Source organism: Streptomyces sp. NBC_01803, from assembly GCF_035917415.1.
GTDB lineage: Bacteria > Actinomycetota > Actinomycetes > Streptomycetales > Streptomycetaceae > Streptomyces.
The window spans coordinates 2,836,607-2,860,152 of record NZ_CP109073.1 but is presented as its reverse complement, the minus strand read 5'-3'; the positions used below and the strand labels follow the sequence as shown (position 1 = coordinate 2,860,152).

31 protein-coding genes, 1 tRNA gene and 1 riboswitch are annotated in these 23,546 nt (G+C 73.1%); of the genes, 13 read left to right on the top strand and 19 right to left on the bottom strand.

The features are described 5' to 3' along the window. The first annotated feature begins 64 nt into the window (after window positions 1–64). From OIE51_RS12600 to OIE51_RS12590, 3 genes are read left to right on the top strand one after another with little or no spacing between them, the layout of a single operon-like run. On the top strand, window positions 65–1,069 hold the full coding sequence (locus tag OIE51_RS12600) for a LysM peptidoglycan-binding domain-containing protein (protein ID WP_326597742.1): 1,005 nt from the start codon (window positions 65–67) through the stop codon (window positions 1,067–1,069). Between the two features lie 3 nt (window positions 1,070–1,072). After that, the gene (locus tag OIE51_RS12595; protein WP_326597741.1) at window positions 1,073–1,405 is read left to right on the top strand and encodes a hypothetical protein; all 333 of its coding nucleotides are present in this window, start codon (window positions 1,073–1,075) and stop codon (window positions 1,403–1,405) included. Next, window positions 1,402–1,749, top strand: coding sequence for a hypothetical protein (locus OIE51_RS12590; protein ID WP_326597740.1), 348 nt, complete (start codon window positions 1,402–1,404; stop codon window positions 1,747–1,749). Before OIE51_RS12595 ends, OIE51_RS12590 begins: the two co-directional genes overlap by 4 nt. A gap of 90 nt (window positions 1,750–1,839) precedes the next feature. Here the strand turns inward: OIE51_RS12590 and OIE51_RS12585 are convergent, their stop codons facing one another. Beyond that, window positions 1,840–2,325 carry a hypothetical protein gene (locus OIE51_RS12585; protein ID WP_326597739.1) on the bottom strand — a complete coding sequence of 162 codons (486 nt, stop codon included), beginning with the start codon at window positions 2,323–2,325 and terminating at the stop codon, window positions 1,840–1,842. A gap of 28 nt (window positions 2,326–2,353) precedes the next feature. Continuing rightward, entirely contained in the window at window positions 2,354–3,790 is a 1,437-nt protein-coding gene (locus OIE51_RS12580; RefSeq protein ID WP_326597738.1) for a helix-turn-helix domain-containing protein, read from the bottom strand. Window positions 3,791–3,940: 150 nt separating this feature from the next. Here OIE51_RS12580 and OIE51_RS12575 point away from each other — a divergent pair, with 150 nt between their 5' ends. From OIE51_RS12575 to OIE51_RS12565, 3 genes are all read left to right on the top strand, one after another. Then, window positions 3,941–4,492: a hypothetical protein gene (locus OIE51_RS12575; RefSeq protein ID WP_326597737.1), complete on the top strand. Its 552-nt coding sequence runs from the start codon at window positions 3,941–3,943 to the stop codon at window positions 4,490–4,492. Further along, complete coding sequence (locus OIE51_RS12570; protein WP_326597736.1) at window positions 4,489–4,779, top strand: hypothetical protein; 291 nt, start codon at window positions 4,489–4,491, stop codon at window positions 4,777–4,779. Before OIE51_RS12575 ends, OIE51_RS12570 begins: the two co-directional genes overlap by 4 nt. A 147-nt stretch (window positions 4,780–4,926) precedes the next feature. Beyond that, window positions 4,927–5,106 carry a hypothetical protein gene (locus tag OIE51_RS12565; RefSeq protein ID WP_326597735.1) on the top strand — a complete coding sequence of 60 codons (180 nt, stop codon included), beginning with the start codon at window positions 4,927–4,929 and terminating at the stop codon, window positions 5,104–5,106. Between the two features lie 631 nt (window positions 5,107–5,737). Here the strand turns inward: OIE51_RS12565 and OIE51_RS12560 are convergent. The 10 genes from OIE51_RS12560 to OIE51_RS12515 form a co-directional block, all read right to left on the bottom strand. Further along, entirely contained in the window at window positions 5,738–6,439 is a 702-nt protein-coding gene (locus tag OIE51_RS12560) for a hypothetical protein (RefSeq protein ID WP_326597734.1), read from the bottom strand. Further along, window positions 6,436–6,993 carry a hypothetical protein gene (locus OIE51_RS12555; RefSeq protein WP_326597733.1) on the bottom strand — a complete coding sequence of 186 codons (558 nt, stop codon included), beginning with the start codon at window positions 6,991–6,993 and terminating at the stop codon, window positions 6,436–6,438. The genes OIE51_RS12560 and OIE51_RS12555 overlap by 4 nt, the downstream gene beginning before the upstream one ends. Further along, a complete protein-coding gene (locus OIE51_RS12550; RefSeq protein WP_326597732.1) occupies window positions 6,993–7,478 on the bottom strand; it encodes a hypothetical protein in 486 nt (161 codons plus the stop codon). The genes OIE51_RS12555 and OIE51_RS12550 overlap by 1 nt, the downstream gene beginning before the upstream one ends. Next, window positions 7,475–7,636: a hypothetical protein gene (locus OIE51_RS12545; RefSeq protein WP_326597731.1), complete on the bottom strand. Its 162-nt coding sequence runs from the start codon at window positions 7,634–7,636 to the stop codon at window positions 7,475–7,477. The genes OIE51_RS12550 and OIE51_RS12545 overlap by 4 nt, the downstream gene beginning before the upstream one ends. A 2-nt stretch (window positions 7,637–7,638) precedes the next feature. Beyond that, window positions 7,639–8,991 carry a hypothetical protein gene (locus tag OIE51_RS12540; RefSeq protein WP_326597730.1) on the bottom strand — a complete coding sequence of 451 codons (1,353 nt, stop codon included), beginning with the start codon at window positions 8,989–8,991 and terminating at the stop codon, window positions 7,639–7,641. Beyond that, a complete protein-coding gene (locus OIE51_RS12535; protein ID WP_326597729.1) occupies window positions 8,988–9,278 on the bottom strand; it encodes a hypothetical protein in 291 nt (96 codons plus the stop codon). The genes OIE51_RS12540 and OIE51_RS12535 overlap by 4 nt, the downstream gene beginning before the upstream one ends. Further along, on the bottom strand, window positions 9,275–9,475 hold the full coding sequence (locus tag OIE51_RS12530; RefSeq protein ID WP_326597728.1) for a hypothetical protein: 201 nt from the start codon (window positions 9,473–9,475) through the stop codon (window positions 9,275–9,277). Before OIE51_RS12530 ends, OIE51_RS12535 begins: the two co-directional genes overlap by 4 nt. Next, a complete protein-coding gene (locus tag OIE51_RS12525; protein ID WP_326597727.1) occupies window positions 9,472–9,645 on the bottom strand; it encodes a hypothetical protein in 174 nt (57 codons plus the stop codon). The genes OIE51_RS12530 and OIE51_RS12525 overlap by 4 nt, the downstream gene beginning before the upstream one ends. Beyond that, on the bottom strand, window positions 9,642–9,797 hold the full coding sequence (locus OIE51_RS12520; RefSeq protein ID WP_326597726.1) for a hypothetical protein: 156 nt from the start codon (window positions 9,795–9,797) through the stop codon (window positions 9,642–9,644). The genes OIE51_RS12525 and OIE51_RS12520 overlap by 4 nt, the downstream gene beginning before the upstream one ends. 100 nt (window positions 9,798–9,897) lie before the next feature. Next, complete coding sequence (locus tag OIE51_RS12515; RefSeq protein ID WP_326597725.1) at window positions 9,898–10,128, bottom strand: hypothetical protein; 231 nt, start codon at window positions 10,126–10,128, stop codon at window positions 9,898–9,900. Window positions 10,129–10,337: 209 nt separating this feature from the next. Between OIE51_RS12515 and OIE51_RS12510 the strand changes: the two genes are divergently transcribed. Continuing rightward, window positions 10,338–10,425, top strand: a tRNA-Lys gene (locus tag OIE51_RS12510). A 115-nt stretch (window positions 10,426–10,540) separates the two neighbouring features. Here the strand turns inward: OIE51_RS12510 and OIE51_RS12505 are convergent. From OIE51_RS12505 to OIE51_RS12490, 4 genes are all read right to left on the bottom strand, one after another. Beyond that, entirely contained in the window at window positions 10,541–11,149 is a 609-nt protein-coding gene (locus tag OIE51_RS12505) for a DUF305 domain-containing protein (RefSeq protein WP_326597724.1), read from the bottom strand. Between the two features lie 81 nt (window positions 11,150–11,230). Then, window positions 11,231–11,599 carry a DUF6153 family protein gene (locus tag OIE51_RS12500; protein WP_326597723.1) on the bottom strand — a complete coding sequence of 123 codons (369 nt, stop codon included), beginning with the start codon at window positions 11,597–11,599 and terminating at the stop codon, window positions 11,231–11,233. A gap of 5 nt (window positions 11,600–11,604) precedes the next feature. Beyond that, complete coding sequence (locus tag OIE51_RS12495) at window positions 11,605–12,150, bottom strand: DUF4396 domain-containing protein (RefSeq protein ID WP_326597722.1); 546 nt, start codon at window positions 12,148–12,150, stop codon at window positions 11,605–11,607. 189 nt (window positions 12,151–12,339) lie between these two features. Continuing rightward, window positions 12,340–12,834 carry an NUDIX domain-containing protein gene (locus OIE51_RS12490; protein WP_326597721.1) on the bottom strand — a complete coding sequence of 165 codons (495 nt, stop codon included), beginning with the start codon at window positions 12,832–12,834 and terminating at the stop codon, window positions 12,340–12,342. Window positions 12,835–12,975: 141 nt separating this feature from the next. On the opposite strand from OIE51_RS12490, the gene OIE51_RS12485 reads away from it, so the two are divergent. The 3 genes from OIE51_RS12485 (at window position 12,976) to OIE51_RS12475 (ending at window position 16,716) form a co-directional block, all read left to right on the top strand. After that, window positions 12,976–13,254: a heavy-metal-associated domain-containing protein gene (locus OIE51_RS12485; protein ID WP_326597720.1), complete on the top strand. Its 279-nt coding sequence runs from the start codon at window positions 12,976–12,978 to the stop codon at window positions 13,252–13,254. 53 nt (window positions 13,255–13,307) lie between these two features. Continuing rightward, window positions 13,308–14,306, top strand: a complete 999-nt coding sequence (locus OIE51_RS12480) for a hypothetical protein (protein ID WP_326597719.1) — start codon at window positions 13,308–13,310, stop codon at window positions 14,304–14,306. A gap of 85 nt (window positions 14,307–14,391) precedes the next feature. Next, complete coding sequence (locus tag OIE51_RS12475) at window positions 14,392–16,716, top strand: heavy metal translocating P-type ATPase (RefSeq protein WP_326597718.1); 2,325 nt, start codon at window positions 14,392–14,394, stop codon at window positions 16,714–16,716. A gap of 258 nt (window positions 16,717–16,974) precedes the next feature. Here OIE51_RS12475 and OIE51_RS12470 read toward each other — a convergent pair whose 3' ends face one another. Then, entirely contained in the window at window positions 16,975–17,802 is an 828-nt protein-coding gene (locus tag OIE51_RS12470) for an endonuclease/exonuclease/phosphatase family protein (RefSeq protein ID WP_326597717.1), read from the bottom strand. 657 nt (window positions 17,803–18,459) lie between these two features. On the opposite strand from OIE51_RS12470, the gene OIE51_RS12465 reads away from it, so the two are divergent. Then, complete coding sequence (locus OIE51_RS12465) at window positions 18,460–19,566, top strand: PP2C family protein-serine/threonine phosphatase (protein ID WP_326597716.1); 1,107 nt, start codon at window positions 18,460–18,462, stop codon at window positions 19,564–19,566. Here the strand turns inward: OIE51_RS12465 and OIE51_RS12460 are convergent. Both OIE51_RS12460 and OIE51_RS12455 read right to left on the bottom strand, forming a co-directional pair. Beyond that, window positions 19,563–20,051: a pyridoxamine 5'-phosphate oxidase family protein gene (locus OIE51_RS12460; RefSeq protein ID WP_326597715.1), complete on the bottom strand. Its 489-nt coding sequence runs from the start codon at window positions 20,049–20,051 to the stop codon at window positions 19,563–19,565. The two genes, OIE51_RS12465 and OIE51_RS12460, sit on opposite strands and share 4 nt — an antisense overlap. A gap of 15 nt (window positions 20,052–20,066) precedes the next feature. Then, window positions 20,067–21,533, bottom strand: coding sequence for an MFS transporter (locus OIE51_RS12455; RefSeq protein WP_326597714.1), 1,467 nt, complete (start codon window positions 21,531–21,533; stop codon window positions 20,067–20,069). A gap of 75 nt (window positions 21,534–21,608) precedes the next feature. Here OIE51_RS12455 and OIE51_RS12450 point away from each other — a divergent pair, with 75 nt between their 5' ends. Together OIE51_RS12450 and OIE51_RS12445 are read left to right on the top strand one after the other, a co-directional pair. Continuing rightward, a complete protein-coding gene (locus OIE51_RS12450; RefSeq protein WP_326597713.1) occupies window positions 21,609–22,070 on the top strand; it encodes a winged helix-turn-helix transcriptional regulator in 462 nt (153 codons plus the stop codon). Window positions 22,071–22,283: 213 nt separating this feature from the next. Further along, window positions 22,284–22,454: riboswitch (cyclic di-AMP (ydaO/yuaA leader) on the top strand. 10 nt (window positions 22,455–22,464) lie between these two features. After that, window positions 22,465–23,532, top strand: a complete 1,068-nt coding sequence (locus OIE51_RS12445) for a M23 family metallopeptidase (RefSeq protein WP_326597712.1) — start codon at window positions 22,465–22,467, stop codon at window positions 23,530–23,532. The last annotated feature ends 14 nt before the right edge of the window (window positions 23,533–23,546 follow it).

Below are 23,546 nucleotides of genomic sequence, written 5' to 3'. Positions count from 1 at the left end.
TCCACCCACGCCCCCGAAGCCGTCCCGGCCCGGGGGCGCACTGCTGCCCGAAGGAGGCACCGCCATGCCCTGGTATCCGGGGGCCACCCGTATCGAGCTGAAGCCGGAGAGCAGCCAGCCGCATATCCAGCCGACGCAGCTCATCCTCCACTCGATCGTCGCGCCCTGGTCGCCGCGCAGGCTGTACGAATACTGGGCCAACTCCACGTCGCTGGAGTCCCACTTCGGCCTGGGCTACAGCGGCGACCTGGCCCAATATCTGCCGACCACGATCCGCGCGGACGCCAACGCCGCCGCCAACAGGCGGCCGGACGGCACCGGCGCCATCTCCGTGGAGACCGCCAGCAACACCTCGGCCTCCGACCCGTGGACGGACGAGCAGGCCGAGGAACTGATCGCGCTCGGCATCTGGGTCCACCGCGAGCACAACGTGCCGCTGAGGATCTGCCGCACCGCGTCCGACCCGGGCTACGGCGTCCACAAGCTCCACCGCGCGTGGTCGACTTCCGGCACCGCCTGCCCAGGGCCGAAGCGGGCCGACCAGTTCGTGCACGACATCTTCCCCGAGATTGTGCGCGGCGCCGGTGGCAGCCAGAGCGGCGGCGGGACGTACACCGTCCGCTCCGGCGACACCCTGTCCTCCATCGCCCTGGGATTCAAGGGCGTCACCTGGCAGGACATCGCCCGAGCCAACCGCCTGACCGAGCCCTACGTCATCCACCCGGGGCAGCGCCTCACCATCCCGGCCGGCGGGAAGACCGCCCCGGCGACCCCGCCGCCCAAGCCGGTGGTCGACCTCTCCCGCCTCCGCGAGGCGGCCCGGACCGATCCCGCGAAGCGCGGCACCGCCGTGTCGTACAGCGGCGCCCAGGTCGTGGAGCTGGCGCTCGTGGCGGAGGGCCTGCTGTCGCGCAGCTACGCGGACGGGCACTTCGGGACCGCCACCGTCCGCGCCTACGCCCAGTGGCAACAGCGCCTCGGCTACACCGGCACGGCCGCCGACGGCGTGCCCGGCAAGACCTCGCTCACCAACCTCGGCAACCGCCGCGGCTTCACCGTGAAGGACTGAACCATGGACGTTGAACTGGATACCGCCTACTGGCTCGGGCTGGCCATCTCCGTCGCGCTGCCCGTGCTCGTCGGCCTGGTCACCACCCGCGTCACGCACGCCGGATGGAAAGCCGTGCTGCTGCTCGCGCTGTCCTCGGCGAACGGGCTCCTGGTGGAACTGTCGGCGGCCGGCGACGACTACGACCTCGGCACCGCCGCCGTCGCCACGCTCGTCAGCTTCGGCATCGGTGTCCTGACGCACTTCGGGCTGTGGAAGCCCACCGGCATCGCGGGCGCCGCGCAGGACATCGGCCCCCGCCGCGACCCGCTCACCGGCTGGAGGGCAACCCGGTGACGATCGACCGTATCGGGCTCTACACCGGCGCCGGTGTCGGTGTCCTCGGACTGCTGACCCTGGCCTGGCAGCTCGTCCGCGGCGCGGTCCGGATCGCCGCCCGCGTGGACGAGGTCGTGGACGACTGGCAAGGCGTCCCCGCCCGGCCGGGAGTGGCAGCCCGCCCCGGCGTACTGGAGCGCATCTCCCACATCGAGGAGCGCGTGTGCGACGTCGCCGACCGCGTAGGGCGCGTCGAGGCCCAGCTCCGTCCCAACGGCGGCAGCTCACTGCGGGACGCGGTCAACAGGGTGGACGCCCGTACCGCCCAGATCGCGTCGGACATCTCACCGGACACCGAATAGCCCGCGCATACGAAGCCCCCGTCCGCCAGGCCCTCACGGCCCGGCGGGCGGGGGCGTTTCATCGTGTCTCGGATCGGACGGCGCGGGGCGTCAGCTGCGTCGCTCGGCCCCGTCCGGCCACACCACGTCTACCGGGATGCCGGCCGCGCGTGCTTCGAGCACCACATCGGCGGTGCCACCCTTGCCGTTGGGCGGTGAGCCGCTCCATACCGCGACCAGCCGGTCTGCCCGCTGAAGCAGTTCCTTGCCCGCAGCCTCGTAGGCTTCCCTGCCAGCCCGTTCGTGCGGCATGGTGACCACCTGCGCTGCGGACAGGACGAGCCGGTCGAAGATGGGTGCCTGCTCCGGGTCGACCTTCCGGGCCCGGTAGTCCTTGGAGGGAATCACCAGGATGAGCCGCCCGCCGACGTCCAGTACGGCCTCGGCGAAGAGGGTGTCCGCCCCGGCGGCGACGCAGGAGACCCCTACCAGGTCCCCCGTGTCGTGGGCGGCCAGCAGGTCGCGCAGCGCGTCACGGACCAGTGGGACCGTGGCGTCGGTGATGTCCATGTGCCCGGTGACGGCGATGGTCGTCATGCGGTCCTCGTTCTCGTTCTCGTGCGGGTCAGGTGGACAGTAGATCGCGGATGCGGTGCCGGGCCTCACGCACCTTGCCCGACGCGGAGTGCCCCACGGTGTAGGGGTACAGCCGACCGAGCTTGGTCCGCACCTGGGTGGACTGGGTCAGCGCGGCCACGTCGATCGCGTGGTGCGTCTGCTCCAGCGCGATCCTGATGTCGCCCATGAGCCACGAGCACTCGGCCAGCCCAGCCCAGTCGAGTGCGTGACTGCGCGCTGCCTCAGTGCCCCGCGCTTCGACTGCCGTCCTGATCTTCTCGGCGGCAGCCCCGGCGTAGCGGGCGGGTTCGTGCCGCGCCATGTCCAAGAGTCGGCCGCCGGTGACCCCGGCGAGCTCCGCGGCGCCGAAGTAGTCGATCCAGTAGGGCTCTTCGCCGTCCCGCGCGTCCGCCAGAGTTTCGGCAGCCTCCTCGGTGGCGCGGTGAAAGGCGGCCGGACGGCCGCAGGAGGCGTAGGCCCACGCCTCGCGGGTGAGGAGCATTGCGCGGACGCGGGGGCCGGCGACACCGCGCGCGCCGGTCTGCGCGAGCCTCACCAGCTCCAGCGCGTCTTGCGGCCGGTCCTGGTCCCGGTAGAGCATCTGCCGCGCCATGGCGGCTAGGACGTTGGCGCCGAAAGCGCGGTCATCCCCAGCGTGCGCGGCGCGCAGGGCCAGCCGGTAGTAGTCCTGCGCTGTCCGGTGCATCCCGCTGTCCCATGCCATGCCAGCCGCCGTGCCGGCGAGGTCCGCCATCACGCAGTAGAGGCGCCGTTCGATCTCCTCGGCCTGGGGCTCGCGGAGGGCATCGGCCACCTCGGCGAGTTGGCCGACGACGGCCCGGCGGCGGAGGCCGCCGCCGTGCTGGCGGTCCCACTGGCGCATCAGGCGTGCGATCTCCTCAAGCTGCTCGATCTCTCGCTGGCCGAGGCGCCCGACGCGCCTGCGTTCGCCTGCGGCGGCGGGCTGAAGCCAGCCCTCGACCCCGTCGAGCAGGGCGGCGCCTATGGTGACCGTGGCGATAGAGCGTGAGGCGGTGCGGCGGTCCATTAACAGGTCTGTCCTCGTCATGCGGGCCGCGAGCTGCACAGCGGCGGCCGGGGTCCAGGGTGCTGCCGTCCCGGCCGGCACGGTTGGTTCTGGCGGTGGGCCCTCGGTGTCGTCGTGGGTCTCCCAGGGGCGGGCGGTGAGCCCGACCATGTGCCCGGGGATGCGCAGGCCGTCCGCGATGCGTGCGATGACGTCGTAAGACGTCACCTGGTGGGTGCCTTTGATGATCATGGAGACCTTGCCGGGGGTGAGCTGGCAGGCGGTTGCGATTCGGTTCTGGCTCAGGCCGCCCCACTTCTTCAGCAGGGAGAAGACGGCCGCGAAGTCGTGTTCGATGAGGGCATCTTGTAAGTCCTTCCGCTTCAGCAGCTCGGGCTTGACGGGACCTTGAGTCATGGCAGCCACCTCCCGGCAGCGATGACCATCATCGCCGCCTTCCGCGCGGAGACTATTACCGACTAGGTAACCCTCGTCGGGTATCCCGGAACCTTTCGCCCTCGCGGAACTCTGTGACTGTCAGCGCACGACAGCTCACAGGAGAGCCGTATGGCGACACCCGCTCAGGCAGTACCGCCCCCCCTTCCGGTCTGGGTCCCTTCCGGCCGCCTCGCTCGGCCGCACCCCTGCGGCGAAAGCTTCGACGCCGTGGGCGTCGGCTACTTCGAGGGCATCTGCGCGATAGGGCGTCTCGGTCTCGCGTCCGCGGCGGTGATCGAGGACGCGGAGGCCGGCCGGATCACCTGGCTCGTCACGCCGGGCTCGGCCGACGGCTGGGACCTCCCTGACGTCGTCGTGCTCGGCCAGGGCCGGCGCATCTACATCCCGCCGCTGGACCCGCCGGACACCGCGACCCTGCGGTGGGCGATCAGGCCGGACGCGGACTTCCTGACGTGCCCCCGGGCGCTCTACCGGGCGCTCGTCCATGTGACCGGCGGACGGCCCGACGCGCGGATCCTGTCTACGTACACCAGCCCGGAGTGCGCCATGGCGGAGCACGAGGTGTGTTCCAAGGGCGAGGTGCGGTCGACGCCGCCGGATACCGGGGTCGTGGAGGAGCCGTGCGTGTGTACCTGCCACAGCACGGGGGCGGGTCGGTGAGCACCGCCACCGCCGAGCGGATACCGGAGTTGGTGGAGCTGAGCCCGCTTCAGCTCCAGGCGCTCGCCTGCGCCCTGTGCGGCGTGGACCTGGAGCCGGCGTGGACCTGGGACTGGGCAGGGTTGCGGCTCCTCGGGCCGGTGACGGACGCAGACGGCGTCGAGCACGACCTCGCGGCGTGCGCGCCCCGGTGCGTCCCTCCGCAGCGTGCCCCGGGCCAGCACTGGCCCGCTGGCGGCCCGCCGCGCGTCCAGCCGCTCGGCACCCGGCCGCTGGCCGGGTCCTGATCTCCTGCGCCCGCCCGGTGCGGCACCCCCCTCAGCCCCTGGTGCCCTGCCCTCGGTTCGGGCTGGCGCAGGCCACCGCCCGCCTCCTGGCACCACCCACCCCTGCCGGGGGGCGGGCACCCACCCACCACAAGGAAGGACAGCCGTATGGCGATATTCAGGCGGAACACGAGCCGGCCAACGGTCCAGGCCGCGCGCTCCACGGCGACGCGCGAGTCGACGGACCGCGAGCAGGCGCACGAGCGGCAGAACCGCGTCGTGGGCCGCTGGGCAGGCCGCCGACACATCACCGACGACGACGAGGAAAGCCCGGAAGACGCGGGCTGACCTGAAGGCCCCGCCCGTCCCCGGCCCCGCTGGTCCCCGGGGATCGGGCGTCCCGCTCCGGCGGTGGCTGCCATACCGGCCGCCGGAGCCGGGCCCCGGCCGCTGTCCCTCCGTGCGGCCGGGGCCCACGCACGGTGCTCCTTTGCTCCCGCGCGCCCCTGCGCGGGCCCTGTCCGCTCCCGCACACTGGGAAGGAGGTGAGACCCCCATGCCCGATGAGGTGAACGGCTACGACGTGGCCGAGCAGGAGATCGTGATGCCTGCCGAGCCGCCGCAGGACGACCAGCCCCAGCAGGACACCGATGGCGACTAACCCTGTTGATCCCGATCAGCCGCCGCGGGTCAAGGACATGTTCCACCGCCCGCTGATCGACACCGCGCCGGAACCCCCGGTGTGCGAGCGGCACCCCGATGTCACACCGCGCCGTGTGCTGCGCGCCGGGTGGGTGTGCGTCGCTTGTGTACGCGAGGGCCCGGCAGGTATCTGACAACGCGCCCCGCTCGCCGGAAGATCCGGCAGGCGGGGCGCGTCGTGTGTGCGGTCAGCCGTGGCGGTGGCGGTCGGGGTACCACCATCCGCAGTGCGAGCAGTAGTGGGTCTCGAAGCCGCGCAGGACGGCGGCCAGGCGCTTCACCGCCCGCCCCGCACAGTGTGGTGCCGGGCACGGTCGGCGGGGCGGCGGATGATCGCCAGCCCCTCTCCGTGCCGGTCGACCGTCACGTTGTCGCTGTTGTTGTTGGCGGTCTGACCTGCGGCAACAACCCCGGAAGGGGCGGCGCCGACATCGGGGGAGGGGGGCGGCAGATCCCGCGCGCGGATGCCCGTGCTGGATCCCGCGCGGGTGCGGGAGCGGGTGGGGTTGACCGGGACCCCGGCGAGCGCGGCCAGCTCCCGCACGTCCGCCGTGTCCCAGGCGCGGCCCGGCTCCACTTCGGCCAGCCGCTCGGCGACCTCGGCGAGATGCACCCCGGAGCCGGGCCCGATCAGGGCGCGGACCAGCTCCACGAACTCCGTCCCGGTGATCGTCCCGGCGTCGTCCGGCTGCTCCTGCGCCCCGTCCTCGGGGCCGCTGCCTCCCCCGGCGCGCCACGCGGCGTAGAGGCCGATGCCGGTGGCGGGCCACATGAGGCGCGGATCGCCCTGGACGGCTGTGGCGCCCCAGCTGGTGAGGAGCCCGGATCCGGCGAGGCGGAGCGCCAGTGCGGTGACGGACCGGCGCTCTTCGTCCCTGGGCCACAGCCAGCGGCCGTAGCGGCGGGCGAGGACTCCCCCGCCGTCGTAGGCCCGCGCGGCCGGGCCGGTGATGGCCGGGCCCGGCCGCAGGCGGGTCACAGGACACCCACCAGCGGGTCACCCAGCGAGTTGAGGAACGGGGAGACGGTACGGCCCAGGACGCCGGACGCGCCGGCGCCGAGAGCGAGGGACGCGCCGGCCCACAGCCCGGAGCCCAGTTCGACACGGGTGCGCTTGGGGAATTTCTTCCACAGGGCGATCAGTGCCACCAGGCCGAGGGCGACGATGATGGAGCCGCCGCCGTTGAGGTAGGTGATGCTGTTCTGCGGCATGGCGTCGGACTGGGCGCCGGTGGTTCCGGCGAGTGCGCGGTCGCCGACGGAGCTGTTGATATTGCTGATGGTGTAAGCGGCCCAGCCCAGGACCCCGCCGACGCAGGCGACGCAGGCGGAGCCGAACGCGAGGCCGTAGCCGAGGGGGGCGAGGTCGCGCCAGTCGCGGCGGCTGCTCTCGGCGGTGTCGTCGCCGCCCTTCTTGCTCTTCTTCTTGCGGCCCTTGTACCACCAGGGGATGAGGTGCCAGGCGAGGATGCCGAGCCCGATGAGGATGCCGCCGAGGCTGACCCGGCCAGTGGGTGAGTTGAAGAGGTCCATCAGGGGTTCACTCCGGTGAGCAGGGAGACGGCGGTGTCGAAGACGGGCAGCGTCAGGCAGGCGCCGGAGATCGCGGCGCACAGCACGGCGCGGGCGAGCCATGCGGGGCGCCAGGCGTACTTGTCGGGGTCCCAGCGCCGTCGGCCCCGGTCGGCGGCGAACGCCCCGGCGACGGCGGCTGCGGCGATGGTCCAGGCGGCGCCCATGGACTGTTCGGCGGCGGCGTCGCCCAGGACGAGGGCCCAGCGGGCGGCGGGGGCGCCGATGTGCGGGAGGGGGGTGAGGCCGATCGTGGCGGCGAGGGCGGTCCGCAGCGGGTAGGCGGGGCGCCACCACGGGGTGTCGGCCTCGACGGGCCTGGGGTCGGGCTCGCCGGACGGCAGGTACACGTGGACGTGGACGACGTCCGGCGGCGGCGCGGACGGCGGCGGCGGCTCGCCCGGGGCGAGGATGCGGCCCTCCAGCGGGCGCGGCTGATCGGTCATGGGGTACCCCCGAGGAAGACGACGGCCACGGCCGCCACGAACGATGTGATGAGCAGGCCGGTGCCGAGCACCGGCAGGAAGGCGGCGCGGTCCACCACGGCCAGGGCGACCAGCGCCCCGCCGGAGACCAGCGCCCACCCGAGCAGGGAGGGCGACACGGCTACTCCCCCGCTCGGTCGAGCTGCTGGCGGATGCGCTGCGCGCGGCGCTGGCCGATGCGCAGCTCACGCTGGAGAGTGCGCAGCCCGATCGGGCGGCCGTGCCCGGCCAGGTGCGCGGCGTCCAGCGCCCGCGCCTCATCGAGCAGCGGGTCGGGATCCAGACCCGGACCGTCCTCATCGGCGCTGTCCAGCTCGGCGTCGCACTCGTCCGGATGCGCATCCGGGTCGTCCGAGTGCGCAGCCGTGCCCTCGCCCGGGTCGTACCGGGCATGGACCGTCAGACGGCGCTGACCTGCGGCGGATGCGCGGGCGAGTGCGCGCGGCTGCGCATCCCGCAGCGCGATCTCCACCGCGTTCGCGGACACCACCACGCCGTGCGACACAGCGATCGACGCCAGCTCAGGCGCGTCCGCATCCGGGTGCGCATCCGCCAGCAGATGCACCGCATCCCACGGGTCCATCCGGCGGAGCTGCGCACCCGCCACGGCGACCGGGGACCGCCCCGCCGGGTGCGGGTCCGGCACCCACCACGGCGAGCTCAACTCGATCGTCGCCAGGGCGGCGGAGTGCCGGCGCGCGGCCAGCAGCTCCAGCAGGCGCCGCCGCTGCCCCATGCTCGCGCCGACCCCTGCCCGGCCCACCGCGCGGGACAGGCGCCGCTTCGTGCGCCGAGCCCGGCGACTGCCCGACTTCGTGTCGGTCAGTTCCGCGGCCAGGGTCACGGCCCGCTCCGTCCACCGGTCGCGGGTGATCTGCTCCGCGGTACGGTTCCGCGCGGCGACGCCGAGGCGGGACAGCGCCCGCTCCCGCGCCTCCCGGGCGAGGATGGCGAGGAGGCCCTGGGAGGCGGCGTCGGGGCGCTCGTGCCGGATCTCCAGGCCCATGGCCAGGTGCCACAGCACCGCCGCCCCGACGGGGCCGAACGCGGCCCGCAGGAGACCACCCGCGACGCCCGACTCGGCGAACGCCGGGACGAGCTGCACGACCGTGATCGCCCAGACCAGCACCCCGGGCATGCCGGCGGTCTCGGTCTGGCGGACGTTCTCCCGGGCCATCAGCGCGCACGCGAACAGCGCCAGCTCCCCGGCGAGGAACAGCCCTGCCCGCTCGGCGGTGTTGACCATGTCCAGGTGATGGGCCGCGAACCGCCAGGACGTGTCACCGCTGTACGCCGTGCACGCCACCGCCGCGACCGCCGCGACCCGCACGGCACCCGGTGTCTGCGCGAGCCCGGCACGGGCCGCAGCCACCGCGCGGGCCAGGACCCACGCGGCGGCCAGCAGCACGAGCAGCAGCAGCCCGACGACGAACAGCCGGTACTCCTCCGGCACGGAGGCGAGGAAATCCGTCACGTCTCCGCCCCCGTCTCGTCGGGCCGCTGGTACGGGGTGTAGGTGACGGGGTACTTGGCCATCAGCTCTCGCAGGCCCTCGGCCAGCCGCGCGGGCGGGGACGTCGGCGCCCCGGCGGCCGGGCCGGTCAGGTATCCGCTCACCATGGCGGCCCGGGTCGCCAGCAGCATCCGCTGCTGCTCGCGGTCCTCCCACCGGTCCGCGATCGGAACGTCCAGCGCCTCGACGATCGCGCCCAGCAGGTCGCACACACCGCGCGGCAAGGGCTTCGTTCCGTAGCTCGTCATCGTCCGGCCTCCCGCTGCTCCTCCACGACCTCGATGAGGTCGCGCAGGGACTGGGCGAGGCCGCCGCAGATCCTCGCGAGGACGGCCACGTTCGTGGCCTCCAGGTCGACCTTCTCCGCGTCGGCCAGGTGCCGACGGGCGACGATCATGACCACGTCGCGGAAGGCGTCCGCCGGGACGCCGGCAGGGCGGCTCACCGCACACCGTCCGTCCGGTCGATGACCGTCACCGCGGCGCGCATCGCCTGCGTCAGCTCGCCGACGCGGCCGGACAGGCTCCGCACCCGGTGGGTGCTGCCGGTGTCCTCGCCGCCGAGGGCGTCCATGAGGAGGTCGCGGACGAGCTGGAGGGCTTCCTTCTCGCTCATCGGGCCACCCCCGCCCGGATGATGCGGCCGGTGACCCCGGCCTGGGTGGCGGTGAAGGTGAGGGTGCGGCCGTCACGGCGGCGGACAACGCCGACGGCGATAAGGCGGCGGGGGTTGGAAGCGCGCGAAGACGCGCGCATGCGAACATGCATGGTGCCGGCTCCTTGGTGTTGTCAGGGAGTTCGGAAGGGGGTCGGGCGGTGCGCGCGCCTCGGGTGTTCCAGCACCCGGGAGCTACCGTCCGGCCCTTCTCTATTCGGTTGTGGCAGGGCCCGAGCCGGGCCCGTGCTTCTTGATGGCCTTGTCGATGGCCTGCCAGCTGCGGCCGAGGTCCTTGGCGACCGCGTACACGCTGCCCAGCTCGGCCACGCCATCGGCCAAGGCCGCAGCGCGGCGCTTCGCGGCGTGCGAGGTCTGAAGTCGGAGCCGTTCCAGCAGCTCTTCCTCCGCTCGCACCCGCTGGCGCCAGGATGTGGTGTCCATCGCTGCCACAGTATCTAACCTAGGGCTAGACATCAAGGGCGGGGGAGTCATTGCCCGTCTGCGCCGAGTGCGAGACAATGGGAAGTGCCTGGTCAGCGCCCCTGCGGGAAGCTCTTCGTGCGTGAGCGATGCGTGAGCAAGCGTCCCGGAGTGGGGTGGAGTCCGGTGGAGCGAGGTGGAGTGAACCCCTCCTAAAACCGGGCAATATGGAGCCGGATAGGGTCGGATGGAGCGGGGTGGAGTAGGACCTGAGGACTTTTAATCCTTTGGTTGTGGGTTCGAGTCCCACACGGCCTACTCCTCCTCCTCTCGGCCGGGTGCCGTGCCCCGGCGTTCCGCCCCTGGGGCTTGTCTTCCGAGGGGCGGCCATCATCTGATCGCCGCCCGCCGCCCCGGGGACGCGGGTGTGGGGTCAGTCGGCCGGGAGCAGCTCGGCCATCCGCTCGATCTCGGTGCTCTGCGAGGTGACGATGGCCTCGGCCAGGGCGGTGGCGGGCTCGTAGGAGCCTTCGGTGCGTTCGGCGCGGGCCATCTCGATCGCGCCCTGGTGGTGCTCGATCATCAGCTCCAGGAACGCGGCGTCGAAGGCCGGGCCGGAGGCGTTCGCCAGCTCCGCCATCCCGTCCATCCCGTCCATCCCGTCCGTGCCTGGCATGTCGTGGTCGGCGTGGCCCGAGTGGTCCATCGCGGCGGCGGGCGCCTCCTCGCCCCAGGTGTCCAGCCAGTCGGTCAGCGTGTCGATCTCGGGGGCCTGGGCCGCCCTGATCTCCTCGGCGAGGGCCCGGACCTCTTCGGAGGACGCCTGGTCGAGGGCGAGTTCGGCCATCTCCACGGCCTGCTGGTGGTGGGGGATCATCGCCTGGGCGAACGTGACGTCCGCCGCGTTGTGCTCGTCCCCGTTGTCGCCACCGCTGCCACCGCCGCCGCCGTTGTCGCCGTTGTCACCGCCGCAGGCGGACAGGGCCAAGGCGGTGGCGAGGGTGACGGCGGCCGAACGGTACGGGGTTCTGTGCGTGGTCATACGACTGCTTTCTGCGCGTGATGAGGGAAGAAACGGCATGCCGGGGCGCGGCGCCGGAAGTCCGGCGCCGCGCGGGCGCGCCTATATGCGCGGGGTTCGCGGTCCGCTCGGGGGCGGTGGCGGGGCCCAGCCGTCGGCGGGCGGGGCCGAGGAGTGCGCGACCCACGCCGGTGCGGCGTCGGCGGCGAGGGCGGGCGCCGGCGCGGGGAGCACCGGGCCGGCGGTCACCGCGCCCGCCGCGCAGGTGGTGTCCGCGTGCGCGGCGGGCCCGCCGTGGCCGGCGTCCGCGTGGACGCGGTGGTCCTCGGCGGCGGCCGACATCGGGGTGGCGGGCGTCCCGGGCGAGAGTCCACGCATCGCCGGCAGCCCGGCGAGGACCGCCGGCACGAACAGCGCCCACCGCCTGCGCGCCCGGCGGGGCGCGGTCGCTGGTGGGCGCGGCTGGAACATATCGGTCATCGTATGCCGTGGTACCGGTGCGTCACCGCATGTCCCTTGCCGCGGCCGATCAGCCACTTGTTGACGGGCGTGGTGACGACGAACGCCACGGCGAAGGCGAGGGCCAGGGCGCCCCAGAACAGGGCGTCCGACAGGTGCGCGTCCATCGCGCCGGGGACGATGAGGATCGTCGCGTTGTCCACGATCTCCATGACCGTGATGGACAGCGTGTCGGCGGCCAGGGCCACCCCGATCGCGGCACCGAGGGCGACCCCGGCCCGGGTCACGGCGTAAAGGGTGAACGAGTACCCGAAGATGAAGGCCAGCACGATGGCCAGCGCCATCGTCGGGGCGGTGCCCCAGCCGAGCGACGTGCCGATGACCATGCCGAGGACTTCGCCGATCGCGCAGCCGGTGAGGCAGTGCAGGGTGGCGCGGGCGGCCATGCCCCAGCCGGTGGCGGCGGGGCCGTGGTCCGCGTGGTGATCGCCGTGGCCGTGGCTGTGGTCCGCGTGGTCCGCGTGGTCCGCGTGGTCGTGCCGCATGGAATGCCCCAAAGTCATCGGATCGTGCGCTGACATCGGGGAATTTATACCCCCAGGGGGTATAAAGCAAGCAGATTCGATCTCCGGCGCCCGGGTGCGCGCGCCCGGATGGGTGCTCTTCTCGCGCTGGTGTCGGCGGCTGCTCCGGCGTCGTCGACTTCGCCGGCGGCCCGCTGTCCCGCCGGTCCCACGTCACCGTCGTCACGTTCACCGGCCAGGTCGGCCGGCCGGTGGTGGGGAGGCGACGTAGCCCAGGTCCACCGGTGGCGCGTGCGGTGTGCGGGACGGCTGGGCGGGGAGCTGCGGCGGCCACAGTGGCTCGGGTGCGGCGGCCGGCCCGTCCGGGGGCCACCAGCGCCACGCCAGGATCTTGTCCTCGGTGTGAGCCGCCGCGAGGTGGTCGGCCGGGCCACGGCGTGGGCCCGCGGCGCGGTCAATGTGCTCGTGTTGCCGAACGGGAACGCCCGCGCGCGTGTCATCGTGCTCCCAGGCGCACAGCGGCGGGCCGGGCTCCAGTTCGGTCCAGCCGGTCTCCTCCCGCAGCTCGCGGCGCGCCGTCTTGTGCGGCGTCTCGCCGGGTTCGAGGCCGCCGTCCGGCATGGCCCAGTGGACGCCGACCCCCCTCGTTGTCGTGGCGGAGCAGGAAGACCGCGCGGCCGGGTCGAGTAGGGCGACGCGGGCCGCCTCCCGGGGGATTCGCATGGCAACATCCTGTTCGCGGCTTGACAGATACCCCCCTGGGGTATTTAGTGAGGGCGTGCCGGCCCATCCTGAGGTCGGTGCGGCCCAAGAGACGCGAGCGATCGAGAGATCGCCGGACGCAAGAGACCAGGAGAGTCCGTCATGAGCACTTCCGCTCCCGCCCCGGCCACCGTCGCCACCTACGCCGTCACCGGCATGACCTGCAGTCACTGCGTCGGGTCCGTGACGACCGAGCTCGGCAAGATCACGGGCGTCGGCGGCGTGGACGTCGACCTGCAGGCCGGCACGGTCACGGTGACCAGCGCCGCGCCGCTCGACGACGCGGCCGTGGCCGCGGCCGTCGAGGAGGCCGGGTACGAGGTCGTTCCGGCGCCGGACGCCGAGGCGTCGAGCTGCTGCGGGGGCGGCGGCTGCCACTGAGGCATCGCCCGGAGAGATGTGAAGCACGCGGAGAGCAGGAAGGAGAACGAACGATGAACGCCGCGACCAAGGTCGGCGCCTTCGGGGCGGGGCTCGTCCTGACGTTCGGCGTCGCGTTCGGCGTCGGCAGCGCCTTCGGCCCGATCGGTTCCGACCCGGAGCCGTCCCGGCACGGGGGCCACGGGGACGAAGCGGACGACGGGAACGACGGGGATCAGGAGACCCACGGCGGCCACGGGAGCGCCGGCCCAGACGCCGGGGCCTCGTCCGCGACCTCCGCCTCGTACCGGGGGTACTCGCTCGTCCCCGCCGGCGAGCCGCTGACGTCCGGCGAGCCGGCCGACTTCCGCTTCCGCGTGCTCGGCCCGGACGGCGACCCGCTCACCCGTTACGAGCGGGCGCACGGCAAGGACCTGCACTTGATCGTCGTCCGGCGCGATCTCTCGGAGTATCAGCACCTCCACCCCGCGCTGGACGACGACGGCACCTGGTCCGTTCCGCTGACCGTGGACGCGGCGGGGGAGTACCGGGTGTTCGCCGACTTCGTGCCGGCCGGTGACCCGGACGGCCCCCTCACCCTGGGGGTGGACGTGCCCGCCGCCGGGCCGTACGAGCCCGAGCCGCTGCCCGCCCCGGAGCGCGCCGCGACCGTCGACGGCTACACGGTCACCCTGGACGGCGACCTGGCGGCCGGTGCCGAGAGCGAGCTCACCCTGTCCGTCAGCAGGAACGGCCGCCCGGTCACCGATCTGGAGCCGTACCTCGGCGCCTACGGCCACCTGGTCGCGCTGCGCGCCGACGACCTGGCCTATTTGCACGTTCACCCGGAGGGCGCGCCCGGTGACGGCGAGACCCCCGCCGGGCCCGGCATCACCTTCCACGCCCAGGCCCCGAGCGTCGGCGCCTACCGCCTCTACCTGGACTTCCAGCACAACGGCACGGTCCGCACCGCCGAATTCACCGTCGAAGCCGTCGAAGCCGTCGAGACCACTGAGACCGCTGAGACCGCTGAATCCGCCGAGGGCGGGAACGCGGACGGGCACGTCCACTGAGCCCGTTCCGGCGTCCCGGAACGGGCCGGCGGCTGACCCCTGGATACCCCTACCGGGGTATCCATCGGACCAAGGAAGAAGAGCGATGAACGTGTCCGCCAACCGGACGAACCGGACCGACCCGACCGACCCGACTGGCTCGACCGACCAGACCGACCAGACCGACCAGATAGAGCTGGCCATCGGGGGCATGACCTGCGCGTCGTGCGCGGCGCGCATCGAGAAGAAGCTCAACCGGATGGACGGCGTGACCGCCACGGTCAACTACGCCACTGAGAAGGCCAAGGTCTCCTTCGCCTCCGGCGTCACCGTCGAGGAGCTGGTCCACCAGGTGGAGGCCGCCGGCTACACCGCCGAACCACCCCGGCCGCCCGCCCCGCCGGAGGAGGGCGCCCCCCCGGAGGACGACCGGCTGCGCGGGCCGCGCGACCGGCTGCTGATCTCGGCCGTGCTGACCGTGCCGGTGATCGTGCTGGCGATGGTCCCGGCCTGGCAGTTCACCAACTGGCAGTGGATATCCCTCGCCCTCGCCTGGCCGGTGGTGGCCTACGGCGCCTGGCCGTTCCACAAGGCGGCCTGGACGAACCTCAGGCACGGCTCCTCCACCATGGACACGCTCGTGTCGGTGGGCACGCTGGCCGCGCTGGGCTGGTCGCTGTACGCCCTGCTGTGGGGAACGGCCGGAGTCGCGGGCATGACGCACCCCTTCGAGCTCACCGTGGAACGCACGGACGGCTCGGGCAACATCTACCTCGAAGCGGCGGCCGGGGTCACGACGTTCCTGTTGGCCGGGCGGTATTTCGAGGTGCGCGCGAAGCGGCGGGCGGGCTCGGCGCTGCGGGCGCTGCTGGAGCTGGGCGCCCGGGACGTGGCGGTGCTGCGGGCGGACGGGCGTGAGGAGCGCGTCCCCGTCGAGCAGCTCGCCGTGGGGGACTCGTTCGTGGTCCGGCCCGGGGAGAAGATCGCCACCGACGGGGTGGTGGTCGAGGGCTCCTCGGCGGTGGACGCCTCCATGCTGACCGGGGAGTCCGTCCCCGTGGAAGTGGGGCCGGGGGACGCGGTGACGGGCGCGACGCTCAACGCGGGCGGCCGGCTCGTGGTGCGCGCCGTCCGGATCGGCGCGGACACCCAGCTGGCGCGGATGGCCCGGCTGGTGGAGGAGGCGCAGAACGGGAAGGCGGCCGTGCAGCGGCTGGCCGACCGGGTCTCGGCCGTGTTCGTGCCCGTCGTCATCGCCCTGGCGGTCGCGACGCTCGGGTTCTGGCTGGGCAACGGCGCCGGACCCACCGCCGCGTTCACCGCCGCCGTCGCCGTGCTGATCATCGCCTGCCCCTGCGCCCTGGGTCTGGCCACTCCGACGGCTCTGCTGGTGGGCACCGGGCGCGGCGCGCAGCTCGGCATCCTCATCAAGGGGCCGGAGGTCCTGGAGTCCACCCGCCGCGTCGACACCGTCGTCCTGGACAAGACCGGCACCGTCACCACGGGCCGGATGACCCTCCAGGCCGTCCACGCGGCCGAGGGCGAGGACGCGGACGAGGTGCTGCGGCTGGCCGGAATCCTGGAGAACGCCTCCGAACACCCCATCGCCCAGGCCGTCGCCACCGCCGCCGCGAAGACCGGCGGCCCGCTGCCGGCCCCCGGCGAGTTCACCAACGTGCCCGGGCTCGGCGTCCAGGGCCTGGTGGAAGACCACGCCGTCCTTGTCGGCCGCCCTCGTCTGCTCGCCGACTGGGCGCTGACTCCACCGACCGAGCTGGAACGCGCCCTCGCCGCCGCCGAGACCGAGGGGCACACCGCCGTGGCCGTCGCCTGGGACGGGCAGGTCCGGGGCGTCCTCACGGTCGCGGACGCGATCAAGGAGAGCAGCCCCGAGGCCATCACCCGGCTGCGCGCCCTGGGCCTGACCCCCATCCTCCTCACTGGCGACAACCGCACCGCCGCCGCCTCGGTCGCCCGGCAGGTCGGCATCGACGCCGAGCACGTCATCGCCGAGGTCCTGCCGAAGGACAAGGCCGATGTCGTCGCCCGCCTCCAGGCCGAGGGCAAGGTCGTGGCCATGGCCGGCGACGGGGTCAACGACGCCGCCGCGCTGGCCACCGCCGACCTCGGCCTGGCGATGGGCACCGGCACGGACGTGGCCATCGAGGCGGCCGACCTCACCCTGGTGACCGGCGACCTGCGCGCGGCGGCCGACGCCATCCGCCTCGCCCGCCGCACGCTGGGCACCATCAAGGGCAACCTGTTCTGGGCCTTCGGCTACAACATCGCCGCGCTCCCGCTGGCGGCGGCCGGCCTGCTCACCCCGATGCTCGCCGGCGCGGCCATGGCGTTCTCGTCGGTGTTCGTGGTGAGCAACAGCCTCCGCCTGCGGACGTTCCGCCCGGCCCCCGCTCAGGCCCACGCTCAGTAGGTCACGACCGCCCCCACCCCGGCGGCGGCGACGGCGACCGCGTAACAGGCGGTCGCCGCCGTCGCTGCCGCTGCCGCCGTGTCGCTGCCGCCGTCGTCGTCGCTGCCGTCGTCGTCGTCGCTGTCGCTGTCGCTGCCGCCGCCGTCGCTGCCGCTGCTGCCGTCGCTGCCGTCGCCGTCGCCGTCGTCGCCGCTGGCGCCCTGGCGGGTCGGCGCCCGGCTCGCCGCGCGGCCCGGCTCGACGTGCTGCGCGCCATCGCTACGGAGTAGCGGCGAGCCGCACCAGGGCCTGCACCGGGGTGTGGTCCGAGGGCCAACGGCCGTCCACGCGGAAGGTGTTGATGGCGACCTTGAGGACCTCGACGTGCCGGTTGACGAGAATCCAGTCGATGCGCGTGCCGCCGGGCACCGGGTCACCGTAGTGGGGGAACGTGCCCCACGCCGGGGTGACCCGGCGCCCGGCGAGCCACGTGTCGGCCAGGACGCCGTCGCCCGTGAGCGTCCGGTACGCCTCGGAGGTCTCGGCGGGCGCGTTGAAGTCGCCGGTCAGCACGACGGGCAGGGCCGGGTCGAAGCCCGCGATCCGGTCCCGGATCAGGACGGCGCCGCGCTGCCGGGCGTGCTCCGACCGATGGTCGAGGTGGGTGTTGACGTGCGCGAACAGCCTGCCGGTGCGCCGGTCCCGGAAACGTACCCAGGTCGCCATGCGGACGATGGTGTTGCCCCAGGACGTGGACCCGATGACGTCCGGGGTGTCCGACAGCCAGAAGTGGTCGTAGTCCAGCGGCTCGACCCGGCGGGTGTCGAAGTACACGGCCATGAACTCACCCCGGCCGCCGCCCTCCCGCCCCAGCCCGATCCAGTCGTAGTGCCGGGGCAGGTCGGCGGCCACTTGCCCGACCTGGTGATAGAGCGCCTCCTGCACCCCGAGAACGGTCGGCCGCTCGCCCCGGAGAAACGCCGCGAGCACCGGCCGACGGTCGGCCCACGAGTCGGGCGTGCCGACGCCGGCTCCGGCGTCGTACCGGACGTTGCAGGAAACGACGTGCAACCGGTCCCCACCGGCGGCCCCGATCACTGTCGCCATGGTCGTCCTCCAGGTTCCACGCCCCGGGAGAACTCTCCCCCACAGCGCTGTCTCCCCCACCGAGGCAGGGGCCCGATCACCCATCTGCCATAGGTGGCGCCGCCCCACGAGACGGCCGGATGACGCGCGCTCGCGCCGCTCGGGCCCTCTCACGGCTGGGCGCCTCGCATCGGGCGGCGTGATCCACAGCCGCGGACGGATCCGCCGCCGCCGGCGGATGACACCGGCGTCTCGGGCACCGAGCGGACACCGCGCCCGGCCACCGAAGCACGGGGCCCGTCCCACCCGCGCGGCGTGGTCCTCAAACCCGCGAGCGTGTCCTGCTCCTGCTCCTGCTCCTGCTGCTGCTGCCGCCGCCGCCGCCGCTGCCGCTGCCGCTGCCGCCGGGGGCCGGGGGGCAGGGGCAGGGGCAGGGGCGCGTCATCGGTCGCGCACGGCGAGCGGGAGCGCCCACCCACCTTCGGCCGGGCGATCGGGCGATCGGGCGCCCGACGCTCGTCGGTCGCGCGCGGCGGCGGGGTCGAGCCCGCACCGCGAAAGCGCCGGCCCGGACACCTGGCGCGCCCGGCCCGGTGCCTTTCTCGCGACCACCCATACCAGCACATACCACGTGAAGATCGACTCGCCGTCCCTCCCGCCCGGCGGCAGATTGGGACCGTGCAGACGAGAGCGCCGTGGTGGGCCGGGGGACGGGCCTACGCCCTGCTGCCCGCGGCGTTGATCGCCATCGGGCTCATGCTCGACTTCGTCACCCCGCCGCGCCTCACCCTCACGCCGCTCTACGCCGCCGCGCCGCTGCTCGCGGCCCCCGTGCTGTCCCTGGTGGTCACGGCCGGATACGGCCTGCTCGCCACCGCCGCCGTCGTCGCCGAGATGACGTGGCGTTCCACCGTCCAGTGGAGCGAGGTCGGCGTCAAAACCGGCACGGTCGCGACCATCTCCCTCATCGCCATCGCCGTCAACCGCATCGTCGCCGCCCGCGACCAGCGCGTCGCCTCCGCCCGCGAGATCGCGGAGGTCGTCCAGCGGGCGGTGGTGCCCGAGCCACCCGCGCGCGTCGGCGCGCTGCGCGTGGCCGCCCGCTACCAGGCCGCGCAGCGGAACACGATGGTCGGCGGCGATCTGTACGCCGTCCGGGAGACCCCGCACGGCGTGCGCATGCTGGTCGGCGACGTGCGCGGCAAGGGCCTGGCCGCGACCGAGGCGGTGGCCGTGATCCTCGGCGCGTTCCGCGAGGCCGCCGAGTGCGAGCCGGAGCTGGCCACGGTGGCCGCCCGGTTGGAGACCGCGCTGGCCCGCGAACGGCGGACCCGGACGAACCTCGACCCGGTCGAGGGCTTCACCACGGCCGTCCTGGTCGAGGTGCCGGACGACCCACCCGTGCGCGTCCGCTTCATCAACCGCGGCCATCCACCGCCCGTGCTCCTCGGTCCCGGCGGTGACGCCAGCTACCTCGACCCCGGGCAGGCCGCCGCCCTGCCGCTCGGCCTGGGGGACCTGCTGCCCAGCCCCGACCGGTCGGACACCGTCCCGTTCCCGCCCGGCACCCACCTGTTGCTCTATACGGACGGCGTCAGCGAGGCCCGGGACGCCCACGGCGTCTTCTACGACCCGCTGGACGGGCTGCGCGGCCTGGTCTTCCCCGGACCGGCCGCGCTGCTCGACCACGTCGTCGCGGACGTCATCACGCACACCGACGACGGACTCCAGGACGACATGGCCCTGCTGGCCATCCAGCACCCGGCGGAGGCGGCGGTCGGCTAGCCCCAAGGGTCGTCCGCGCGCCAGATCGTGTTCCGCAGGTCCGCGCCGCGCACGATCTGCACCCGCCAGGGGTCCAGCCGCAGCAGGTGGTACCGCGGATCGTCGGGCCCGCTCCAGAACGCGCCCGGGTCGTAGCCCACCCCACCCGGGCTGCCGGTGCGGAACAACTCCCACGCCCGCCGCTTCGCCGCCGCGTCCTCCACCCACACGGCGGTCGCGTCGATGAAGACGGCGTTCTGACGGGGGCTCCAGTAGGAGAACGTGGTGTGCGGGTTGGCGGCCAGATGGGCGGCCTTGACCGGCGTCCGGTAGGTGACGAGCCAGCCGAGCGGCCGGCCGTCGACCACCTCCCAGACGGCGACCAGCACCCGGGCCCGGGGGCGCCCCTTGGCGTCGACGGTGATCATCGAGGCGTAACGGATCTCGCTGAGGTAGTCGCGGAACCGCGGCTCGATCTCGGCGAACGACTTCACGGTGGCGGTCATGACGGAACGCGCTCCCTAACGTGAGACGGACGGAGCCGGCACGGACTCCCCAGCCGGTGGGGTGGCCACCGTCGCCGCCGCGCCCCCCACCACCGGGGCCGGACGCCGCCGCGTCGGCCCCGCCGCGATGACGGCGGCGGCGAGGATCGCCGCGCCCAGCGGCACGAGCAGCGCCGCGTGGAAGCCGTCGAGCATGGTCTGCGCCGAGGCGGCGACGCCGCCCGCCTCCGGCGCGACGGCGACATTGACGGCGGTGGCGGCGGAGAGGCCGAGCGCCGCGCCGAACTGGAAGGAGGTGTAGAGCAGCCCACCGGCCAGCCCCTGCTCGGACTCCTCGATGCCGTCGGTCGCGGAGATGGTCAGCGGCCCGTAGGCGAGGGCGAACGAGAGCCCGACCAGCAGCATGGACGGGAACATCGCCAGGTAGACGGTGTCCAGGCCGATCGGCAGGAACAGCCCGTACCCGGCCACCGCCAGCAGCAGCCCGCCGAGGATGACCCGCGCGTTGCCGTAGCGGTTCACCAGGCGGGGCGTCAGCGTCGGCGCGAGGACCGCGTCGATGCCCATCACCAGCATGGCCAGGCTCGTCTTCATTGTTGACCAGCCGCGGAGCTCCTGGAGGTAGAGGACGGCGATGAACTGGAAGGCGAAGAACGCGGCGGCCAGCAGCAGACCGGCGGCGTTGACGCGCAGCAGCGTCCCCGAGCGCAGGATGCCCAGCCGCAGCAGCGGGGCGGCGGAGCGGCGTTCGACGGCGACGAAGGCGGTGAGGGCCGCGAGCCCGGCGGCGAGCGTCGCCGCCGTCCAGCCGATGCCGGTGTGGGTGGCGCGCTCGACCGTGACGGCCAGCAGCATGAGGGCGACGGTGATGAGCAACGCGCCCGTGATGTCGACGGGTTGGCTTCCCGGCGCGACGGGCTGCTCCGCCGGGCGCGGGATGAGCACGAGGGCGGCGAGCAGGACGACCAGCGAGACCAGGACCGGGGCGAAGAAGACCCACCGCCAGTCGACCGAGGAGAGCAGTCCGCCGAGGACGAGACCGAGCGAGAAGCCGCCGGCGGCGGTGCCGGAGTAGATCAGCAGGGCGCGGTCGCGCCGCGGACCCTCCGGGAAGGTCGTCGTGATGATCGACAGGCCGGCCGGGGTCATGAACGCGGCGGCCACGCCCGTCACGAACCGGGCGGCGATGAGCATCCAGCCCTCGGTCGCCAGCCCGCCGAGGCCGGAGAAGAGCAGGAAGACGCTCAGCCAGCCGACGAACATCCGCCGCCGGCCGAGGAGATCGGCGGCCCGGCCGCCCAGCATCATGAAGCCTCCGTAGCCGAGGACATAGGCGCTCATCACCCACTGGAGTTCGCCGGTGGACAGACCCAGATCGGCGCGGATGGAGGGGAGGGCCACGTTGAGCATGGCCACGTCGATCCCCTCCAGGAAGATGGCGCCGCACAGGACGAACAACATGCCCCAGGCACGAGTGGACATGGGCAGGTTCCCTTCGGGGCAGATCAGAGACGGTTCCTCCTTGTAACCGACAGCATCATGGGGAACCATCTCCGCATGGAAGAAGGCACTTCGAAGTCCCTCGGGAACACCGGGGATACCGTGGGCCCGACCTGCGATGACGGCGGCGGCTCCGACGCGTACGCGTATGACGTGAAGCAGTGGGATGTGCGCGAGGACTGCGAAGTCCGCCAGATCCTCGACCGGATCGCGGACAAGTGGTCGCTGCTCGTCATCGCGCTCCTCGACTGCCAGAGCCTGCGGTTCACCGAGCTGCGCCGCGAGATCGACGGCGTGAGCCAGCGGATGCTGACCCGGACGCTGCGACACCTGGAGCGTGACGGCCTGGTGAGCCGGACCGTGCGCGCGACCGTGCCGCCGCGCGTCGACTACGCGCTGACGCCGCTCGGTTCCACGCTGCACGCGACGATCCAGTCGTTGGTCACCTGGACCGAGGAGCATCAGCGCGAGATCGCCGCCGCCCGTGCCACATACGACGCACGCGACCACGAGGGGTGAGCATGTGGCGCTCCTCACATAACAATTGACGTACTGTCAGATGCTCAGCCCCCTATAAATCGGCGTCGATTTGCCGGATTTGCAGCGCTTCGGGACTGAAAATCCTGGTCAAGGGCTCGGGTTTATTCCCTCAAGCACTTGGAATCTGGCGGCAGCTTCTATTAACGTTCGATAACGCAGCGCGGTCGTCACCGCCGTCACAAGAGACGGCGCCGTGCTCACTCGCCGAATCCGGCACGTGCGAAACAACTGCACCAATGGAACCGGGGACCCACCACTTGGGGTGAATCGGACTGTCGGCAGCCACCAGCCGCCGCCCTTCCGTAGGAGACCTTCCTGCTCCGAACCCGTCAGCTAACCCGGTAGGCGGAAGGAAGGAAAGGAGAGCGCCTCCGTGGCGTCGAACCGGCATGCCTCGATAGAGGGCACGCACTTGGACACGTACGGCTCGCCCGGCACGTACCCGGCCTACTTCGGGCCGAAGGCCGACGACGGCGAGACGTACGGCGAGTGGAATCCCAGCGAGGACACCCTCCTTCCGGTGCGCGGGCGGCACCGTGTCGCCCGCCAGCGTGGCGGCACCATCGCCCGCAGCCGCGCGGTGCTCGGCGTCGGCGTGTTCGCCGCGGTCGGCGCGGGCGGCATGGCCACGGCCAACGAGGAGGGCGCGAGCGCCGTCGCCGGCGTGGACACCGCCGCGGACGAGATGGCGACCATCCCCGTCCTCGGCGACCTGCTCACCGGCACGGACTCCGGTGCCGACACCGCGACCGCCGACACCGCGACCGCCGATACCGCGACCGCCGACTCCGCCGCCGCTCTCGCCGAGGCACCGTCCGGGCCCGCCGGTGTGCTCGACGCGGGCGAGGCCCTGCGCACCCGCCTCCTCCAGCAGGCCGACCAGCAGGACGCCAACGCGGAAACCCAGGCCGTCACCGCCGCCGTCCAGGAGGCCGAGGCCGCCGCCGCCGAGGAAGCCGCGGCCGTGGCCGAGGCCGAGCGGGCCGCCGAGGAGGAGCGGCGGCGCGAACGCGAGGAGGCCGAGCGGCTGGAGCAGCTGCGTGCCAGCTTCACCCTGCCCCTCAACGACTACCGCCTCTCCACCTACTTCGGTGAGAGCGGCTCGATGTGGCAGACCACCCACACCGGCACCGACTTCGCCGCCCCGACCGGCACGCCGGTCAAGAACGTGCACACCGGCACCGTCACGGAGGCCGCCTGGGCCGGCTCGTACGGATACCGCGTCATCGTCGAGTTGGAGGACGGCACCGAGGTCTGGTACTGCCACCTGTCCTCGATGAGCGTGTCCACCGGGCAGGAGATCGTCACCGGCGACACCGTCGGCCGCGTCGGCTCCACGGGCAACTCCACCGGTCCCCACCTCCACCTGGAGGTCCGCCCCGGTGGCGACACCGCCATCGACCCGCTGCTCTGGCTGCGCGACAAGGGCATCACGGTCTGACGCCTCCGATGGCC

Coding starts and splice junctions, on each gene's coding strand:
- OIE51_RS12600 (WP_326597742.1), top strand. CDS start 65: ATGCCCTGGTATCCGGGGGCCACCCGTATCGAGCTGAAGCCGGAGAGC.
- OIE51_RS12595 (WP_326597741.1), top strand. CDS start 1,073: ATGGACGTTGAACTGGATACCGCCTACTGGCTCGGGCTGGCCATCTCC.
- OIE51_RS12585 (WP_326597739.1), bottom strand. CDS start 2,325: ATGACGACCATCGCCGTCACCGGGCACATGGACATCACCGACGCCACG.
- OIE51_RS12580 (WP_326597738.1), bottom strand. CDS start 3,790: ATGACTCAAGGTCCCGTCAAGCCCGAGCTGCTGAAGCGGAAGGACTTA.
- OIE51_RS12575 (WP_326597737.1), top strand. CDS start 3,941: ATGGCGACACCCGCTCAGGCAGTACCGCCCCCCCTTCCGGTCTGGGTC.
- OIE51_RS12565 (WP_326597735.1), top strand. CDS start 4,927: ATGGCGATATTCAGGCGGAACACGAGCCGGCCAACGGTCCAGGCCGCG.
- OIE51_RS12555 (WP_326597733.1), bottom strand. CDS start 6,993: ATGGACCTCTTCAACTCACCCACTGGCCGGGTCAGCCTCGGCGGCATC.
- OIE51_RS12550 (WP_326597732.1), bottom strand. CDS start 7,478: ATGACCGATCAGCCGCGCCCGCTGGAGGGCCGCATCCTCGCCCCGGGC.
- OIE51_RS12535 (WP_326597729.1), bottom strand. CDS start 9,278: ATGACGAGCTACGGAACGAAGCCCTTGCCGCGCGGTGTGTGCGACCTG.
- OIE51_RS12525 (WP_326597727.1), bottom strand. CDS start 9,645: ATGAGCGAGAAGGAAGCCCTCCAGCTCGTCCGCGACCTCCTCATGGAC.
- OIE51_RS12520 (WP_326597726.1), bottom strand. CDS start 9,797: ATGCATGTTCGCATGCGCGCGTCTTCGCGCGCTTCCAACCCCCGCCGC.
- OIE51_RS12515 (WP_326597725.1), bottom strand. CDS start 10,128: ATGGACACCACATCCTGGCGCCAGCGGGTGCGAGCGGAGGAAGAGCTG.
- OIE51_RS12505 (WP_326597724.1), bottom strand. CDS start 11,149: ATGACCACGCACAGAACCCCGTACCGTTCGGCCGCCGTCACCCTCGCC.
- OIE51_RS12500 (WP_326597723.1), bottom strand. CDS start 11,599: ATGTTCCAGCCGCGCCCACCAGCGACCGCGCCCCGCCGGGCGCGCAGG.
- OIE51_RS12495 (WP_326597722.1), bottom strand. CDS start 12,150: ATGACTTTGGGGCATTCCATGCGGCACGACCACGCGGACCACGCGGAC.
- OIE51_RS12490 (WP_326597721.1), bottom strand. CDS start 12,834: ATGCGAATCCCCCGGGAGGCGGCCCGCGTCGCCCTACTCGACCCGGCC.
- OIE51_RS12485 (WP_326597720.1), top strand. CDS start 12,976: ATGAGCACTTCCGCTCCCGCCCCGGCCACCGTCGCCACCTACGCCGTC.
- OIE51_RS12480 (WP_326597719.1), top strand. CDS start 13,308: ATGAACGCCGCGACCAAGGTCGGCGCCTTCGGGGCGGGGCTCGTCCTG.
- OIE51_RS12475 (WP_326597718.1), top strand. CDS start 14,392: ATGAACGTGTCCGCCAACCGGACGAACCGGACCGACCCGACCGACCCG.
- OIE51_RS12470 (WP_326597717.1), bottom strand. CDS start 17,802: ATGGCGACAGTGATCGGGGCCGCCGGTGGGGACCGGTTGCACGTCGTT.
- OIE51_RS12460 (WP_326597715.1), bottom strand. CDS start 20,051: ATGACCGCCACCGTGAAGTCGTTCGCCGAGATCGAGCCGCGGTTCCGC.
- OIE51_RS12455 (WP_326597714.1), bottom strand. CDS start 21,533: ATGTCCACTCGTGCCTGGGGCATGTTGTTCGTCCTGTGCGGCGCCATC.
- OIE51_RS12450 (WP_326597713.1), top strand. CDS start 21,609: ATGGAAGAAGGCACTTCGAAGTCCCTCGGGAACACCGGGGATACCGTG.